Origin of the sequence: Roseovarius sp. (genome assembly GCF_048262375.1) — a bacterium.
Classification (GTDB): Bacteria; Pseudomonadota; Alphaproteobacteria; order Rhodobacterales; family Rhodobacteraceae; genus Roseovarius.
In genome coordinates this window covers 36,789-52,019 of the sequence record NZ_JBLXFE010000009.1, presented here as the reverse complement: position 1 = coordinate 52,019, position 15,231 = coordinate 36,789, and the positions used below count along the sequence as shown (strand labels likewise).

Genomic DNA, 15,231 nt, shown 5'->3' with positions numbered 1-15,231 from the left:
TTTCGGGCATTTCGTTCAAAGTTTCAGCAAAAAACAGCGCAAAGCTGCGATTGTGATTTGACCTTTGGTCAAATTGCTGCGACGCAGCATTGCCCACGTTATACTCCTGTCATCCGCTTGCGATAGACGCAGGCGCGCAGCTGCTGAAAAGGACGAAAACATGCTTGCCCCTGACCTTCCGCTGAAACTGTCCGCCGCCGGGATACGCTTGACCGGATATATGATCGAGAAACAGCTCCGCGTGGCGCAAGTCTTTGGTGAGGCCGCGTTGAAATCCGGGATGCTGTCGCGTGGACTGGCAGCCAAGGCTGCCGTACCTGCAACCCCGGTCAAGGCCGAAGCGCCCGCGACCAAGGCGCCCGCAACCAAGGCGTCTGTCGCAAAATCCCCAGCCAAGCCACGCCGCGCCAAACGTGCCACGGTTGCAGCCGCCTCCCCCGCTCCGGTTGAGGTAAAAAAGCCCGCGCCTGTCGCAACCGCCAAACCTGAGCCCGTACCGGCGGCAAAGCCCGCGCCCGAAGCGCCTTTGGCGTCAGTGGCGGCACAGGTCGCGCCCGTAGTGGCAACCAAACCTGCCCCCGTACCGGCTGAAAAAATCTCTGCTGACAAACCCACGCCGCAGGCCGAGGTCAAAGCGGCACCGCAAACGACGACACCCACCGCACCGGCCAAGGCCGCCGAGATGGCACAGGCAGAGCCGACAACGCCCAAGCGCCCGCGCGCCCCGTCACAGCCGCCCGCCATGCCGGACATTGCGACCAAGCTGAAAAAAGACTGATTTTCAAAGGGCCGGGATGCAGCGAATGCAACCCGGCCATTCCTTTTCGGCGCTAGTCACGTCAATTTCACTGACCTATGTTGAGGGCAGGGAGGAAACCAAACACCATTCAAGTGAGGTTTCCAATGGCAAGTATCACAACGAACGTTTCCGCCTCACCGCTGCGCGCGGGCTGGAAAAAGTTTACCGCCGCATTGCTCCGCGGCATGGAGGCGCATGCCAAAGTAACGGCGCGCCAGAACCGGATTGAGGCGCTTGAGGCGAAATCCGACGAAGAACTGGCCCGCATGGGCTTGCGCCGCGAGGATATCGTCTATCACGTCTTCAAGGACCTGTTTTACGCCTAAGCGGATGTCAAGGGCGGACCGTCACGGCCCGCCCTGTCATGCTCCTTTGTCATCCTCATCGGTGGAATGATCACGAAAGAGCGCGCCTTGCGCCATGAAGAATAGAAAAATCGCCGCCGTCAGACCGAAAGTCTTGAAATAGACCCAGATTTCCTCGGATTGCGTGCGCCAGATCACCTCATTCAGAACCGCCAGACCGAAAAAGAAGGCCATCAGACGCCGCGTCAGGATCATCCATCCGGCATCGGTAAGCGGCATCACCCCATCCATCACATATTGCAGATATGAGCGCCCGCGCATCAGGCCATATCCCAGCACCCCACCAAACAGCAGATAGATCATCGTCGGTTTCATCTTGAAAAACCGCGGATCGTTGAACCAGACGCTGAGCCCACCAAACACCACGATCAAACCGGCCGTGACCACCTGCATCCGGCTCAGATGCCCGGTCAGACGCCACAAGAGCCCCATCGAGATCAAAAATACCGGAATAAATCCGGCTGTGACCACGATAAAGCCGTCATAATCGGTGCCCCCAAAGGTGAACACCCGGTCTTTGAGCCAGAGATAGGCGGCGAAAAAACCCAGAACCGGGCCAAATTCCAAAACCGGCTTGGCCCATTTGGGTGGCTGCGTCTTATCCATCACGTCACGTTCCCTTATCCTTTGCGCCGCTTGTCGCGCATTCAGCCGCCAAGCTCAACTATGACCGCCCCCGCCGCGATCAAGGTCATCAGCGCAATACGTCGTGGCCCCACCGTGTCCTTGAGCACCAGCCAGCCGATGAGAGCGGCGAAGACGGTCGAGGTCTCGCGCAGCACCGCCGCCTCACCCACCTTGTCCAGACGGGTGGCCAGCATGATCGAGCCAAAGGAAAAGAACGCCACCACCCCGCCCGTCACGCCACGCAGCATCAGCGGACCCATGCTTGGCCGTTCCGGCAGATTGCGCCAGCGCAGATAGGCAAAGGGTGGTATGGTCAAGCCATCGAGAAAGAAAAACCACGCCAGAAAGGTAAAAGGATCGGCCGCAGCCCGGATGCCATAGGCGTCATAGGTGGTGTAGAACGCCACAAAGAGCCCGGTCGCCACCGCCAACCCCAAGGCCAGCGGCATGGTATCGCGGTTCAAGGTCAGCGTGCGCAGATTATAAACCGCAAGCCCGTAGATCCCGCACAGCAGCACCGCCACCCCCAGCCATTGCACCGGCGTGAACACCTCTCCGAAAATCACATAGGCCCCGATCACGGTAAAGAGCGGCCCGGTGCCACGCACCACCGGATAGACCACCGTATAGGCCCCCTTGGTGTAGGCCATCGCCTGCAACACCTTGTACCCAATATGGATCACCACCGCGCCCGCAAAGATCGGCCACATATGCGGCGCAGGCCACGGCACGACAAAGAGGGCAAAGGGCGCGGCCATGGCGGCATAGCTCGCATCTATCGCGCCCCGGCTCAGCCAGGGATCATGCCGCCCCTTTTGCAGCGCTCCAAAGATCGCATGCAGCAGGGCCGCCGCAAGCGCCAACATCAGGGCAAGCTGGTGCCCCGCCTCTGTACCCTCAAGGGAAATCAGCCAGTCGCTCATTCAGAACTCACGCCATCGGGGGGCCAGCCCCCCACCCCCCCCGAGGTATTTTTGGCCAGATGAAAGGGCCAAGAGATCATTCAACCTCTAGCCCGGTCAGGGCTGCGGCAAAGTCCTGCGGATCGAATGGGGCCAGATCGTCAATCTGCTCCCCCACGCCAATAGCATGGATCGGCAGGCCGAACTTATCCGCCAGCGCCACCAGAACGCCGCCGCGCGCGGTGCCGTCGAGCTTGGTCATCACGAGGCCCGTTACATCGGCGAGCTTCTGAAAGGTGGCGACTTGGCTCAGGGCATTTTGCCCGGTTGTGGCGTCCAGTACCAGCAGCGTGTTATGCGGCGCATCCGGGTCTTTCTTGCGAATGACGCGCACGATCTTGGCCAGTTCTTCCATCAGGTCGGCCCGATTCTGCAATCGCCCCGCCGTGTCGATCATCAAAAGGTCAGCGCCTTCTGCCTCGGCACGGGTCATGGCATCATAGGCAAGGCTTGCCGGGTCCGAGCCTTCGGGCGCGGTCATCACCGGGACGCCAGCCCGTTGCCCCCAGACCTGAAGCTGCTCGACCGCCGCCGCGCGAAACGTATCACCGGCGGCAATCACCACCGATTTTCCAGCCGCCTTGAACTGTGACGCAAGCTTGCCGATGGTCGTGGTCTTGCCCGACCCATTGACCCCCACCACCAGCACCACCTGCGGGCGTTTGGCGTAGATCGGCATCGGGCGCGCCACCGGCTCCATGATCCGTGCGATCTCTTGCGCCAGCAATTCCTTGACCTCTTGCGTCGAGAGCCGCTTTCCCATGCGCCCTTCGGCCATGTTGGCCGTAACACGCAGCGCGGTATCCACGCCCATATCCGCCCCGATCAGAAGCTCTTCAAGGCTCTCGAGCATGGCATCGTCAAGCACCCGGCGCGGCACAGCCTCTGGCGAACCGCGCCCCAAAAGCCGCCCCAAGATTCCGGCGCGCGGCGCGGCGGCAGGCAGATCTTCGGGCATTTCGAGCGGGTGCGGCGGGGCCATGGCTTCGGACGGGGGCGGCGGCACCTCTTGCGGAGCGGGTGCGACCGGGGCCTCTTGCGGCGGCGGCGCAGGCACCTCTTGGGGACGCGGCGGAACCGACGGGCGCGCCGGTTCGGGTTCGGGCGCTGGCACGGGAACCGTGGGCTCGGGGGACTCTGACCGGCCCTCGTCTACAATTGCCTCCAGCCCCTCTTCGAGCTTGGAAGAAGATTTGAACAGCCGTTCCTTGAGTTTCGAGAAAAACGCCATGCGCCCTCCGATCCGCGTGTCATACCTGACCTAATGCGGATCGAAGGGATATGGAAGCCTGAGCAGGCTCAGATTTCGTCAGCGAAATGCTTCATCGTCAGACGGATGGGATTGGGGGCCGCCTGACCCAACCCGCAAATGCTGGCATCAGACATGGCAGTGCACAGTTCTGCCAAGAGCGGCTGATCCCAATGGTCGGCCTGCATCAGCTTGACCGCCTTTTCACAGCCCACCCGGCAGGGCGTGCATTGACCACAGCTTTCATCCTCAAAGAAGCGCAGCATGTTGAGCGCCGCATCGCGCGCGCTGTCATGATCCGACAGCACCACCACCGCCGCCGAACCAATAAACGACCCATGCGGCTGCAACGTGTCGAAATCGAGTGGAATATCGTCCATCGACGCAGGCAACAGCCCCGAAGACGGGCCACCCGGCTGATAGGCCTTAAAGCTGTGCCCCTCCAGCATACCACCCGCCGCCGCGATGATATCGGTGATGGTCGAGCCTGCGGGCAAAAGATGCACACCCGGCCTTTGCACCCGTCCCGACACCGAATAGGACCGAAGCCCCTTGCGGCCATTATGCTCGACGGTGTTCAGGATTTCCGGGCCTTCGCGCAGGATGCGCGTGACCCACAGCAGGGTTTCGACATTGTTCACCAGTGTCGGGCGATTGAAAATCCCCACCTGCGCCACGAACGGCGGACGATGGCGCGGCAAACCACGCTTGCCCTCGATCGATTCGATCATCGCGCTTTCTTCGCCGCAGATATAGGCACCCGCGCCGCGCCGCAGCTCGACATAGCCTGCCTCAATCAGCCCTGCCGCTTCGAGCGCGGCAATCTCGGTGGCGAGGATCTCCAGAACGGCCGGATATTCGTCGCGCATGTAGATAAAGCAGCGCTCCGCCGCCACAGCCCAAGCCGCAATCAGCATCCCCTCAAGGAAAAGATGCGGTTGCCGCTCCAGGTAATAGCGATCCTTGAATGTGCCTGGCTCGCCCTCATCGCCATTGACAGCGAGATAGCGCGGCCCGGCTTCAGCCCGCACAAACCCCCATTTGCGCCCAGACGGGAAACCGGCCCCACCCAGCCCGCGCAACCCGGCATCCAGCAACGTCTGCTGCACACGCTCGAATTCAGCATCGGCGTCGCCTGCGGCCCGCAGCTCTGCCAGCGTGGCATATCCTCCTGCCGCACGATAGGCCTCTAGCGCTTCATATGTTGGCACATGCACATGCGTATCGCCTGCGGCCACCGCGGCCAGCACGCTTTCGGGTGTGGCATGGTCGATGTGATTATGGCCCAGTTCCACCACCGGCGCGGTATCGCACCGCCCCATGCAAGGCGCGCGCACAATCCGCACTTCGGCCGGATCAACACCCTCTTCCAGCGCGGATTTCAGGGCCTGCGCCCCTGCCAGTTCACAGCTGAGCGAATCGCAAACCCGGATGGTGAGAGCAGGCGGCGGCACTTCGCCTTCGCGGACCACATCAAAATGCGCGTAAAAGCTTGCAACTTCGTAAACTTCGGCCTGCGACAGGCGCATTTCTTCAGCCAGAGCACGCAAATGCGCCGCCGACAGATGGCCAAACTGGTCCTGAATGCGGTGCAGATATTCGATCAAGAGGTCCCGCCGTGGCGTGCTCTCGCCCAACAGCGCCTGAACTTCGGCCCAAGCGCCATCTTCCAACTGCCGCCCCTTCGGTGTCCGACGGCCTTTGCCGCCACCGGATTTCCAGACACCCTTGCGATCATCCAATGCCATTGCGATCTTCCTCTTTCCCTGTTGCGCTCAAGATTAGCGGCCTGTCACCTGACCGGGGCCCTCAAAAACGACATTTGCACCACCATTCGCGTTGATCCTGCGGCGAATTGCGCCGGATTTTGCCAATCAAACCCTGTACGCCACCCCTGCCCCGGATTAGACTGAGGCAAAATCAGGATCGAACCATGCTGCTGTTTGAAATCGCCACCAGCCTGCCCTTGCTTCTGACCGGGCTGGCGGCACTCTGGGGCGGGGTTTGGGGGTGGCTGGCTCTGGGCTATATCACCGTGCTGGTCTTTACCCTCGACAGGCTGATCGCAGGGCGGACAGACAATCCCGATCCCGAGGCGGAATTTCCGGTCGCCGCGATGACCCTCAACGCGCCGCGGCATTCCGATCATCATGTGACTCCACAACGCCCCTACCCGGCGCTGCACCTGACGCCAGCGACCATGCCGATCCTGCCGGGATCCCTGCCCGTCCTGGCGGCGCTTGCACTCGTGCCACCGCTCTGGCGGCGCGTCATGGACCCGCTCGCGGCCCGCTGGCGCGAATCCTCTGGCGGCAACCGGTCCGATCTGGCAGGCTGAGCGCATGCGCATCTTGATCCACCTTGCGGCCCTCACCGGCCTTGCTCATCCCGTTGCGGCGCAAATGTCCGCCGCCGAATTTGATGCCTATACACGCGGCCAAACGTTTTATTACGGCGCGGGCGGCACACCCTATGGCGGCGAGGAATACCTGCCCGACCGACGCGTGCGCTGGTCGTTTCTCGACGGCGAATGTCAGGATGGGCACTGGTATGAGGACAGCGGGCTTATCTGCTTTGTCTATGACAACCGCCCCGACCCCCAATGCTGGAGCTTTGATCGCTCTGAGCGCGGTCTCGTTGCGCGCTTTAGCGGGGCTGACAGCTTCTCGGAACTCTACGAGGTCAAACGCTCAGACGCCCCTCTGATGTGTCTTGGTCCGGAAATCGGCGTCTGACGCGCCGTTTGGTCTTGGCCCAAATCCTCAAGGTGCCGATTTCCTGCTGCACCCGTGTCGGAAATCTTCCCCCTAGCATGCACGGCCCCCATCGCCTAAGTTCAGAATAAGACAGCTTAAACCAGTCGCGGGGGTGCCATGAGTGACACAGGACTTCAGAAACTGGCGTTTTTCTTGCTGGTGGCGCTGATCATGTTCGTCGCGGCGACAGGGGGCGTTTGATGGCGCAGCGGTTTGGCGGCAAATTCAGCCCAGACAGCGGGGACAAGGCCGCCCCCTCTCCTGACCGGGGCGGCTTTCGCGGTGCGCGGCGCACCCGCGCGGGCGGGCGCGTCAATCTCTTGTTCTTCGCGCCCCTGCCGCTCGCTGCCCGTGCCTTTACCTCTGGTCCGGTCGAACTGGCCTTTAACCTCGCTGCCTTGGGCGCGCTCCTTTTGGCCGCGTGGCTCACCCGTGAGGGTATTCTGGCACAAGAAGCCTATGAGGCCCGCAAGATCGCGCGCCGTCCCGCCATCCCACGCAAGATCTTTGCGTCGGCCCTGACCGGGCTGGGCCTTGGCATCGCGGGCTATGCCAGCAGCGGCGGCATCTCGGAGCCGCTGATTTACGCGAGCCTTGGCGCGGTTCTGCACAGCTTTGCCTTTGGCCTCGATCCGCTCAAGGACAAGGGGATGGCGGGCGTCGATACTTTTCAGAGCGACCGCGTTGCGCGCGTCGTCGATCAGGCCGAAGACTATCTGCGCGGTATGACCGATGCACTCAAACGCGCCGGGGACCGACAGGCCGAAACCCGGCTCGAACGGTTCCAGACCACCGTGCGTGACATGCTGCGCACCGTCGAGGATGATCCGCGCGACCTGACGGCGGCGCGTAGATATCTGGGCGTTTATTTGATGGGCGCACGCGATGCGACGGTGAAATTCTCCGATCTGCATGCCCGAGCGCCGAATACGGCCGCGCGCGACAAATATCTCGCGCTGCTCTCGGATCTTGAACAGAATTTCACTGCCAAAACCCGCGCGCTGATGGCCGATAACAGCACTGATCTCGACATCGAAATCGACGTGTTGCGCGACCGGCTGGAGCGCGAGGGCGTTCACCTTGAAACCAAAGATTTAGCGTAAAAAGGACCGACACCATGTCAGAGACCACCCGCCAAAAAGCTGAAGCCGTGCTCAAGGATGTCGAGGCCGTCAGCCGCGCGATACTGCCCGAACCCAGCGATGCCAATGCCATCGTCGCGCTCGACCAGGCAGACGCGCCGCAAAGCGCGGAAATCAGCCGCCGCATGGCGGAAATCGACATGGGCGACACCCAATCCATCGTGTCCTTCGGCTCTGCCGCACAGGCGGAATTGCAGGTGATCTCCCAAGCCATGCTGCAAGGCGTGCGCAACAAGGATGTGGGACCGGCGGGCGATAGCCTGCGCGGGATTGTCACCACGATTCGCGGCTTTGCGGTCTCGGAACTCGACGTGCGCCGCGAACGGTCATGGTGGGAGAAACTCTTGGGCCGCGCCGCGCCCTTTGCCAAGTTCACGGCGCGGTTTGAACAGGTGCAGGGCCAGATCGACAAGATCACTGACGACCTTCTGGCGCATGAGCACACGCTGCTGAAGGATATCAAATCCCTCGACATGCTCTATGAAAAAACCCTCGCCTTCTATGACGAACTGGCGCTCTACATCGCGGCAGGCGAGGCCAAGCTAAAAGAGCTGGACACCAAGGACATCCCCGCCGCCGAAGCCGCCGTTCAGGCCGCGCCTGAGAATGATCAGGTCATGAAGGCGCAGGAATTGCGCGACCTGCGCGCCGCGCGTGACGATCTCGAACGCCGGGTGCATGATCTCAAACTGACCCGTCAGGTGACCATGCAATCGCTGCCCTCGATCCGTCTGGTTCAGGAAAACGATAAATCGCTGGTCACCAAGATCAACTCGACCCTCGTCAACACCGTGCCGCTCTGGGAAACCCAACTGGCGCAGGCAGTCACGATCCAGCGCTCCGCCGAGGCGGCAGCGGCGGTACGCGATGCCAATAACCTCACCAATGAACTCCTGACCGCCAACGCCAAGAACCTGCGCGACAGCAACAAGATGATCCGTCAAGAAATGGAACGCGGCGTGTTCGATATCGAGGCGGTGAAACAGGCCAATGCCGATCTCATCGGCACCATCCAAGAGAGCCTCCAGATCGCCGACGAAGGCAAGGCCAAGCGGGCAAAGGCCGAAGAAGACCTCAAGAAGATGGAAGCCGAGCTGCGCGACACGCTGGCCTCGGCCAAGGCCCGGCGCGACGGGACCGGCGACACAGCGGCCACATCCGTACCCAAGAGCTAAGACAGAGGCATGCGGGCAAGACCACGAACTTGGGGCATCTTGGGGCTGGCGCTCATGGCGCTGGCCGCGTGTGACTTGCCCTCAGGCCCCTCCAAATCTGCCCGCCCGGCGGCGCGCCCCACGGCACTGCCAGCGGGCTCAGACCCCGGACCCTCCGCCAACAGTCAGGCACTCGCCACCTATTACGCGAGGGTCGAGACGGACCTGCTCAGTCGCGGCCTTTTGCGCCGCGACGGCGGCGGGCCAGACACCCCCTATACCGACACTGATATTCTGCGCAATTTTGAGCGGATCGCCTTTTACGACGAATATCAGCCGGGAGCCGGCTATCGCCCCTCATCCGGGCGCGCGGGGGGGCTGCGCAAATGGGTGGGGCCGGTCCGCATCAACGTGGAATTCGGCGCCTCGGTGTCCGAGGACCAGCGCGCCGCCGACCGCCGGGTTGTCGCGGACTATACCGCACGGCTGGCGCGCGTCACCCGTCACCCGATCAGCACAGGCACGGGCACGCCCAATTTCCATGTGCTCTTTATGGGCGAGGATGACCGCGCCCAAGCGCTCGCACGGATCCGCCAACTCGCCCCCGAGGCGGGCCCCAGCACCCTCGCCATCTTCCGCGACATGCCACGCTCGATCCATTGTCTTGTGGCCGCCTCCCCGGGTCAGGGCGAGGATCACACCTATCCCCGCGCCATTGCCCTGATCCGCGCCGAACACCCCCCCCTGATGCGCCAATCCTGCGTGCACGAAGAACTGGCGCAGGGGCTGGGCCTTGCCGATGACTTCCCCGGGGCGCGCCCCTCGATCTTTAACGACGACGACGAATTTGCCCTGCTCACCAGCCATGACGAAGAGCTTTTGTGGCTGCTCTATCACCCTGACCTCAAGCCCGGCATGACCCCCGACGAGGCCCGCCCCATCCTGCGCCGCTTGCTCGATGCGCGGGCGGGCGGGCCGGTCTGATATCCCGATCACAGGAGTTTCCCGATGTCCATTTTCGATTTTCTCTCCGGCCAGTTCATCGACGTCATCCACTGGACCGACGACACCCGCGACACCATGGTCTGGCGGTTCGAGCGTGAAGGCCACGAGATCAAATACGGCGCCAAACTCACAGTCCGCGAGGGACAGGCCGCCGTATTCGTGCATGAGGGGCAATTGGCCGATGTCTTCACCCCCGGTCTCTACATGCTCGAGACCAACAACATGCCAATCCTGACCTCATTGCAACATTGGGATCATGGCTTCAGATCACCCTTCAAATCCGAGATTTACTTCGTCAACACGACCCGGTTCAACAATCTCAAATGGGGCACCAAAAACCCCATCATGCTGCGCGATCCGGAATTCGGGCCCACCCGCATCCGCGCCTTTGGCACCTATACGGTGCGCGTGTCTGATGCCGCCAAATTCCTTGCGGAAATCGTCGGGACAGATGGCGAATTCACCATGGACGAGATCAGCTTTCAGATCCGCAACATCATCGTCCAGGCGTTTTCGCGGATCATCGCAGGTTCGGGCATCCCGGTGCTCGACATGGCCGCCAACACCGCCGATCTGGGCAAGCTGGTGGCGGGCGAAATTTCCGCCATCGTTGCCGACTACGGCCTCAGCATCCCTGAATTCTACATCGAAAACATCTCGCTCCCGCCCGAGGTCGAAGCGGCGCTGGACAAACGCACCTCGATGGGCATCGCGGGCGATCTGGGAAAATTCACCCAGTATTCCACCGCCGAGGCCATGACCGCCGCAGCCAAGAACCCATCCGGCGGAGGGGGCATAGGGGCCGGGCTTGGTATGGGTATGGGCATGGCCATGGCGCAACAGATGGCCGATCAGGGACCATGGGGCGCCCGCCCCGGCCCTGCGGCAGTCGCGCAAACCCCGCCACCGCCGCCGCCGGTCGAGCATGTCTGGCACATCGCCGAGAACGGCCAGACACACGGCCCCTATTCCAAGGCCTCCATGGGCCGCATGGTCACCGATGGCAAACTGACGCGCGACACCCATGTCTGGACTGCCGGGCAAGACGGCTGGCTGCGCGCCGAGGATGTGGCCGAACTGGCGCAACTCTTCACCGTCCTGCCGCCGCCGCCGCCGGGCGCATGATCCCATGCGCCGGAATCCCCTGCTCCGGACCGCGGTCACCGCGATCCATGATTGATGATTGATGACTGATCCCTCACGGCCCCTGCACCCGGAGACCCGCCATGACCTTTGATCGTGAACTGATTTCCAACAATAACCCAATGGAACGTATCGTCGGCTTCAGTCGCGCTGTGCGTGTCGGCCCTTTCATCTCGGTTGGCGGCACAGCCCCGGTGGGCGCGGACGGCAAGACCGTCGGAATCGGGGACATCGCGATGCAGACGCGCCAATGCATCGCGATTATCAAGGCCGCGCTGGAACAGGCCGGATCGGGCCTGCATGACGTGGTGCGCACACGCGTCATCCTGACCGACATCAACAACTGGAAAGCAGCCATCGACATTCGCAAGGAATACTTCGTGGATGTCCGGCCAGTCGACACAATCATGGCGATTGACCGTTTCGTGAACCCCGAATGGCTGATCGAGATGGAAGCTGACGCAATCATCGCAAACTGGAACGGGTGACCACGGGCATGACTGCGGAGCATCGTTTTCCCTGTGTCAGTTGTGGTGCTGATTACCGTTATGATCCCGGTCAGAACCACCTGATCTGCGATCATTGCGGCGATATCCACGCGATCAAGGCCAGCGGCCCTTGGCAGGGCGGCATCAAGGAACTCGACTTTGACCGCGCCCTGCGCGATCAACTGCCCGCGCAGGAAATGGAGGAAACCCGCTCCACCACCTGCACCAGTTGCGGTGCACAGGTCGAGCTTGGCACTGACACCCATGCCGTCGAATGCCCGTTCTGCGCCTCGCCGGTCGTCACCGACACCGGCCCCCACCGCCATATAAAACCCCGCGCGCTCTTGCCCTTTGCTCTGGACGAGGCCACCGCACGACAAGCAATGACCGACTGGCTGGGCCGCCTCTGGTTTGCACCGAACGGGCTTCAGGATTACGCCCGCAAGGGCCGCCGAATGCAGGGCATATATGTGCCCTACTGGACCTTCGACGCCGATACCAAATCCAGCTATCGCGGCGAGCGTGGCACGGTCTATTACGAAACTCAAACCGTGATCCGCGACGGCAAACGCCAGACCATGCAAGTGCCAAAAATCCGCTGGACCCCGGCCTCGGGGCGGGTGGCGCGGTTCTTTGACGACGTGCTTGTGCTGGCCTCGCACTCCCTGCCCAAACGCTTTACCGATGCGTTGGAGCCTTGGGATCTGGCGGCATTGGAACCCTACGCGCCGGAATATCTCGCAGGCTTTCGCGCCGAAGGCTACAGCATCGAACTGGATGTCGGGTTCACCGAGGCACGCACCCGGATGGACGCGATCATCGCCCGCGACGTGCGCTTTGACATCGGCGGCGACCGCCAGCAAATCCACGAAATCAACACCCAGGTCAGCGCGGTCACCTTCAAGCACATCCTGCTCCCGGTCTGGCTTGCGGCCTATAAATATCGCGGCGAAACCTATCGCTTTGTGGTCAATGGCCGCACGGGCCGGGTGCAGGGCGAACGCCCGTGGTCGATCTGGAAGATCACGCTGGCCGTGATCCTCGGCGCGCTCATCGCGGGGGCCGTGGGCTATGTCATCGCACTGGAACAAGGCGTTTTATGAAACCCGCCCTGAAAATTCACCGCCGGGGCATGGATAACCCGAAAAACTCCCCCTATGCTGGGCGGCCAAGGCCACAGGTCTTGGTGATCATGGCCACGCAAGGACATCTCTGAATGACAAACGATTTCGATACGTTGCACGCCATTCTGCACGCTCGTTATTCCTGCCGCGCCTTTCGGTCCGAACCTGTGCCCGAGGATACGATCCGCCAGATCGTCACCGCCGCAGGCCGCGCGCCCTCGTGGTGCAACGCCCAGCCGTGGCAGATCACCATCACACATGGCCAAGAAACCGACCGCTTTCGCGCGGCGCTGCTGGATGCGGTCCGGAATGACAGCCCCTCTCCCGATCTGCCTTGGCCCGAGAGCTATCCGGGCGCGCATGGCACCCGCCGCCGCGACTGTGGCCTGCAACTCTACGAGGCGGCGGGTATCGCGCGCAACGATCGTGCCGGGCGGGCCGAGCAATCCATGCAGAACTATCAGCTCTTTGGCGCGCCGCATGTGGCCATCCTCCATTCCGAGGCCGCGCTGGGGTCTTATGGCGCAATGGACACAGGCGGATTCGTCACAGCTTTCATGCTCGCGGCCACCGCGCTTGGCGTGGCCAGCATCGCACAGGCCTCGGTCGCGGCTTACGCGCCGATGATCCGCCAGCATTTCGACCTGCCCGACAGCCGCCTGATCCTGTGCGCCATCTCCTTTGGCCTGCCCGATTCCGATCACGCCACCAACGGATTTCGCACCAGCCGCGCGGATCTGTCCGAGATCTACGACCCACGCGGCTGATCCCTCTCTTTTGATCCAAGGTCCCCATGCGCGCCCTTCTGCAACGTGTCTCCCATGCCTCCGTTACCGTTGACGACCAGATCATCGGCCACTGCGGGCGGGGTCTCTTGATCCTCATCTGTGCCATGCAGGGCGATACCGAGGCCGAGGCCGGTCGGCTTGCGCAGAAAATCGCCAAGCTGCGCATTTTCACCGATGAGGCGGGCAAGATGAACCGCTCGCTCACCGACATCGGCGGCGCGGCGCTGGTCATCAGCCAGTTCACCCTTGCCGCCGACACCTCACGCGGCAATCGACCGGGCTTTTCCACTGCGGCCGATCCCGAAACAGGCCGTCATCTCTACGAATATTTCGCTGGCCAGATCGCAGCTTTGGGCATTCCCACCGAAACCGGGCGCTTTGGGGCCAACATGCAGGTCTCGTTGCTCAATGACGGGCCGGTGACGATCTGGATGGAGAGTTGAGCGCCGGGGATGCGGGTGATTTTGGCCCTGAGCGGTCGTTTGCCCGGAACGCTGCGCCGTGCGGGGCTCAATAACCGCCTCAGACCAAACCCCGCCCGCGTTTCACCGTAGCTTGAGCGTCGCCAACCCGATCATCGCCAGAATAAGCGCAATGATCCAGAACCGGATAACGATCTGCGGCTCGGCCCAGCCCTTTTTCTCGTAATGGTGGTGAATGGGGGCCATCAGAAACACCCGCTTGCCGGTGCGCTTGAAATAGATCACCTGAATGATCACAGACAGCGCCTCGACCACAAAGAGCCCGCCCACGATCCCCAACACAAGCTCATGCTTGGTCGCCACCGCAATCGCGCCCAAGGCCCCGCCCAGCGCCAGCGATCCGGTATCGCCCATGAAGACCGCCGCAGGCGGTGCATTATACCACAGGAATCCCAGACCGCCGCCCACAAGGCCTGCAACGAATATCAGAATTTCGCCGGTGCCCGGTACATAATGCAGCCCCAGATAATCGGTGAAATCGACCCGGCCAACCGTGTAGGCAATCACCCCTAACGCCGCCGAGGCGATCATCACAGGCATGATCGCCAGACCGTCCAAACCATCCGTCAGGTTCACGGCATTGGCCGCCCCCACGATGACGAACATCGCAAACGGAATGAAAAGGAACCCCATATTGACCAGCACATCCTTGAAAACCGGCAAGGCCAGTTGATATTGCAACTCGTCAGGATGATGCAAAGCGGCCCAGTAGGCCGCGAAAAAGGCAATCAAAAACCCAAGCGCCAGACGCGTCTTGCTTGAGACACCGTTGACGTTCTGCTTGCTGACCTTGGCGTAGTCATCCGCAAACCCGATCAGGCCAAAGGCCACGGTGACAAACAGCACCAGCCAGACATAGGGATTGTCCAGCCGCGCCCAGAGCAGGGTCGAGGTCAAAAGCGCCCCCACAATCAAGAGCCCCCCCATGGTGGGCGTGCCCGCCTTGGAAAAATGCCCCTCCGGCCCGTCGCTGCGGATGGGTTGGCCCTTGCCCTGCCGCTTGCGCAGCACAAGGATCAGCGGGGGGCCAAACAAGAACCCAAAGATCAGCGCCGTCATAAAGGCCCCACCCGCACGAAACGTGATGTAGCGGAAAAGATTGAAGAAATCCCCGCCATCCGACCAGATGGTCAGCCAATATAGCATT

Annotated in this window: 16 protein-coding genes and 1 pseudogene; 12 read left to right on the top strand and 5 right to left on the bottom strand. The window is 62.0% G+C overall.

Going from position 1 to position 15,231, the window contains the following annotated elements; all coding sequences use genetic code 11:
* Positions 1-160: 160 nt before the first annotated feature.
* The gene (locus tag ACN0SW_RS11600) at positions 161-778 is read left to right on the top strand and encodes a hypothetical protein (RefSeq protein ID WP_417728090.1); all 618 of its coding nucleotides are present in this window, start codon (positions 161-163) and stop codon (positions 776-778) included.
* Between the two features lie 125 nt (positions 779-903).
* Positions 904-1,125, top strand: coding sequence for a hypothetical protein (locus ACN0SW_RS11595; RefSeq protein ID WP_417728089.1), 222 nt, complete (start codon positions 904-906; stop codon positions 1,123-1,125).
* A gap of 36 nt (positions 1,126-1,161) precedes the next feature.
* Here the strand turns inward: ACN0SW_RS11595 and ACN0SW_RS11590 are convergent, their stop codons facing one another.
* The 4 genes from ACN0SW_RS11590 to ACN0SW_RS11575 form a co-directional block, all read right to left on the bottom strand.
* Complete coding sequence (locus tag ACN0SW_RS11590) at positions 1,162-1,770, bottom strand: inner membrane-spanning protein YciB (protein ID WP_417728088.1); 609 nt, start codon at positions 1,768-1,770, stop codon at positions 1,162-1,164.
* 41 nt (positions 1,771-1,811) lie between these two features.
* Complete coding sequence (locus ACN0SW_RS11585; RefSeq protein ID WP_417728087.1) at positions 1,812-2,714, bottom strand: EamA family transporter; 903 nt, start codon at positions 2,712-2,714, stop codon at positions 1,812-1,814.
* Positions 2,715-2,790: 76 nt separating this feature from the next.
* A complete protein-coding gene (gene ftsY / locus ACN0SW_RS11580) occupies positions 2,791-3,984 on the bottom strand; it encodes a signal recognition particle-docking protein FtsY (RefSeq protein WP_417728086.1) in 1,194 nt (397 codons plus the stop codon).
* Positions 3,985-4,052: 68 nt separating this feature from the next.
* Complete coding sequence (locus tag ACN0SW_RS11575) at positions 4,053-5,750, bottom strand: NAD(P)H-dependent oxidoreductase subunit E (protein WP_417728085.1); 1,698 nt, start codon at positions 5,748-5,750, stop codon at positions 4,053-4,055.
* A gap of 362 nt (positions 5,751-6,112) precedes the next feature.
* On the opposite strand from ACN0SW_RS11575, the pseudogene ACN0SW_RS11570 reads away from it, so the two are divergent.
* The 10 genes and pseudogenes from ACN0SW_RS11570 to dtd all read left to right on the top strand — a co-directional run.
* Positions 6,113-6,340, top strand: a pseudogene (locus ACN0SW_RS11570) (alkane 1-monooxygenase); the annotation flags it as partial.
* 4 nt (positions 6,341-6,344) lie between these two features.
* Positions 6,345-6,737, top strand: a complete 393-nt coding sequence (locus tag ACN0SW_RS11565) for a hypothetical protein (protein ID WP_417728084.1) — start codon at positions 6,345-6,347, stop codon at positions 6,735-6,737.
* A 221-nt stretch (positions 6,738-6,958) separates the two neighbouring features.
* The gene (locus tag ACN0SW_RS11560; protein ID WP_417728083.1) at positions 6,959-7,861 is read left to right on the top strand and encodes a 5-bromo-4-chloroindolyl phosphate hydrolysis family protein; all 903 of its coding nucleotides are present in this window, start codon (positions 6,959-6,961) and stop codon (positions 7,859-7,861) included.
* 14 nt (positions 7,862-7,875) lie between these two features.
* Positions 7,876-9,075, top strand: a complete 1,200-nt coding sequence (locus ACN0SW_RS11555; RefSeq protein ID WP_417728082.1) for a toxic anion resistance protein — start codon at positions 7,876-7,878, stop codon at positions 9,073-9,075.
* A gap of 9 nt (positions 9,076-9,084) precedes the next feature.
* A complete protein-coding gene (locus ACN0SW_RS11550; protein ID WP_417728081.1) occupies positions 9,085-10,038 on the top strand; it encodes a DUF2927 domain-containing protein in 954 nt (317 codons plus the stop codon).
* 24 nt (positions 10,039-10,062) lie between these two features.
* Positions 10,063-11,184, top strand: a complete 1,122-nt coding sequence (locus ACN0SW_RS11545) for an SPFH domain-containing protein (RefSeq protein WP_417728080.1) — start codon at positions 10,063-10,065, stop codon at positions 11,182-11,184.
* 101 nt (positions 11,185-11,285) lie between these two features.
* Complete coding sequence (locus tag ACN0SW_RS11540) at positions 11,286-11,690, top strand: Rid family hydrolase (protein WP_417728079.1); 405 nt, start codon at positions 11,286-11,288, stop codon at positions 11,688-11,690.
* 8 nt (positions 11,691-11,698) lie between these two features.
* The gene (locus ACN0SW_RS11535) at positions 11,699-12,793 is read left to right on the top strand and encodes a primosomal protein N' (replication factor Y) - superfamily II helicase (RefSeq protein WP_417728078.1); all 1,095 of its coding nucleotides are present in this window, start codon (positions 11,699-11,701) and stop codon (positions 12,791-12,793) included.
* 113 nt (positions 12,794-12,906) lie between these two features.
* Entirely contained in the window at positions 12,907-13,581 is a 675-nt protein-coding gene (locus ACN0SW_RS11530) for a nitroreductase (protein ID WP_417728077.1), read from the top strand.
* A gap of 26 nt (positions 13,582-13,607) precedes the next feature.
* Entirely contained in the window at positions 13,608-14,045 is a 438-nt protein-coding gene (gene dtd / locus ACN0SW_RS11525; protein WP_417728076.1) for a D-aminoacyl-tRNA deacylase, read from the top strand.
* Positions 14,046-14,147: 102 nt separating this feature from the next.
* Here dtd and mraY read toward each other — a convergent pair whose 3' ends face one another.
* Positions 14,148-15,230: a phospho-N-acetylmuramoyl-pentapeptide-transferase gene (mraY, locus tag ACN0SW_RS11520; RefSeq protein WP_417728075.1), complete on the bottom strand. Its 1,083-nt coding sequence runs from the start codon at positions 15,228-15,230 to the stop codon at positions 14,148-14,150.
* Position 15,231 lies beyond the last annotated feature (1 nt).

Coding starts and splice junctions, on each gene's coding strand:
- ACN0SW_RS11540 (WP_417728079.1), top strand. CDS start 11,286: ATGACCTTTGATCGTGAACTGATTTCCAACAATAACCCAATGGAACGT.
- ACN0SW_RS11560 (WP_417728083.1), top strand. CDS start 6,959: ATGGCGCAGCGGTTTGGCGGCAAATTCAGCCCAGACAGCGGGGACAAG.
- ACN0SW_RS11545 (WP_417728080.1), top strand. CDS start 10,063: ATGTCCATTTTCGATTTTCTCTCCGGCCAGTTCATCGACGTCATCCAC.
- ACN0SW_RS11585 (WP_417728087.1), bottom strand. CDS start 2,714: ATGAGCGACTGGCTGATTTCCCTTGAGGGTACAGAGGCGGGGCACCAG.
- ACN0SW_RS11600 (WP_417728090.1), top strand. CDS start 161: ATGCTTGCCCCTGACCTTCCGCTGAAACTGTCCGCCGCCGGGATACGC.
- ACN0SW_RS11565 (WP_417728084.1), top strand. CDS start 6,345: ATGCGCATCTTGATCCACCTTGCGGCCCTCACCGGCCTTGCTCATCCC.
- ACN0SW_RS11590 (WP_417728088.1), bottom strand. CDS start 1,770: ATGGATAAGACGCAGCCACCCAAATGGGCCAAGCCGGTTTTGGAATTT.
- ACN0SW_RS11535 (WP_417728078.1), top strand. CDS start 11,699: ATGACTGCGGAGCATCGTTTTCCCTGTGTCAGTTGTGGTGCTGATTAC.
- ACN0SW_RS11530 (WP_417728077.1), top strand. CDS start 12,907: ATGACAAACGATTTCGATACGTTGCACGCCATTCTGCACGCTCGTTAT.
- ftsY (WP_417728086.1), bottom strand. CDS start 3,984: ATGGCGTTTTTCTCGAAACTCAAGGAACGGCTGTTCAAATCTTCTTCC.
- mraY (WP_417728075.1), bottom strand. CDS start 15,230: ATGCTATATTGGCTGACCATCTGGTCGGATGGCGGGGATTTCTTCAAT.
- ACN0SW_RS11550 (WP_417728081.1), top strand. CDS start 9,085: ATGCGGGCAAGACCACGAACTTGGGGCATCTTGGGGCTGGCGCTCATG.
- ACN0SW_RS11575 (WP_417728085.1), bottom strand. CDS start 5,750: ATGGCATTGGATGATCGCAAGGGTGTCTGGAAATCCGGTGGCGGCAAA.
- ACN0SW_RS11595 (WP_417728089.1), top strand. CDS start 904: ATGGCAAGTATCACAACGAACGTTTCCGCCTCACCGCTGCGCGCGGGC.
- dtd (WP_417728076.1), top strand. CDS start 13,608: ATGCGCGCCCTTCTGCAACGTGTCTCCCATGCCTCCGTTACCGTTGAC.
- ACN0SW_RS11555 (WP_417728082.1), top strand. CDS start 7,876: ATGTCAGAGACCACCCGCCAAAAAGCTGAAGCCGTGCTCAAGGATGTC.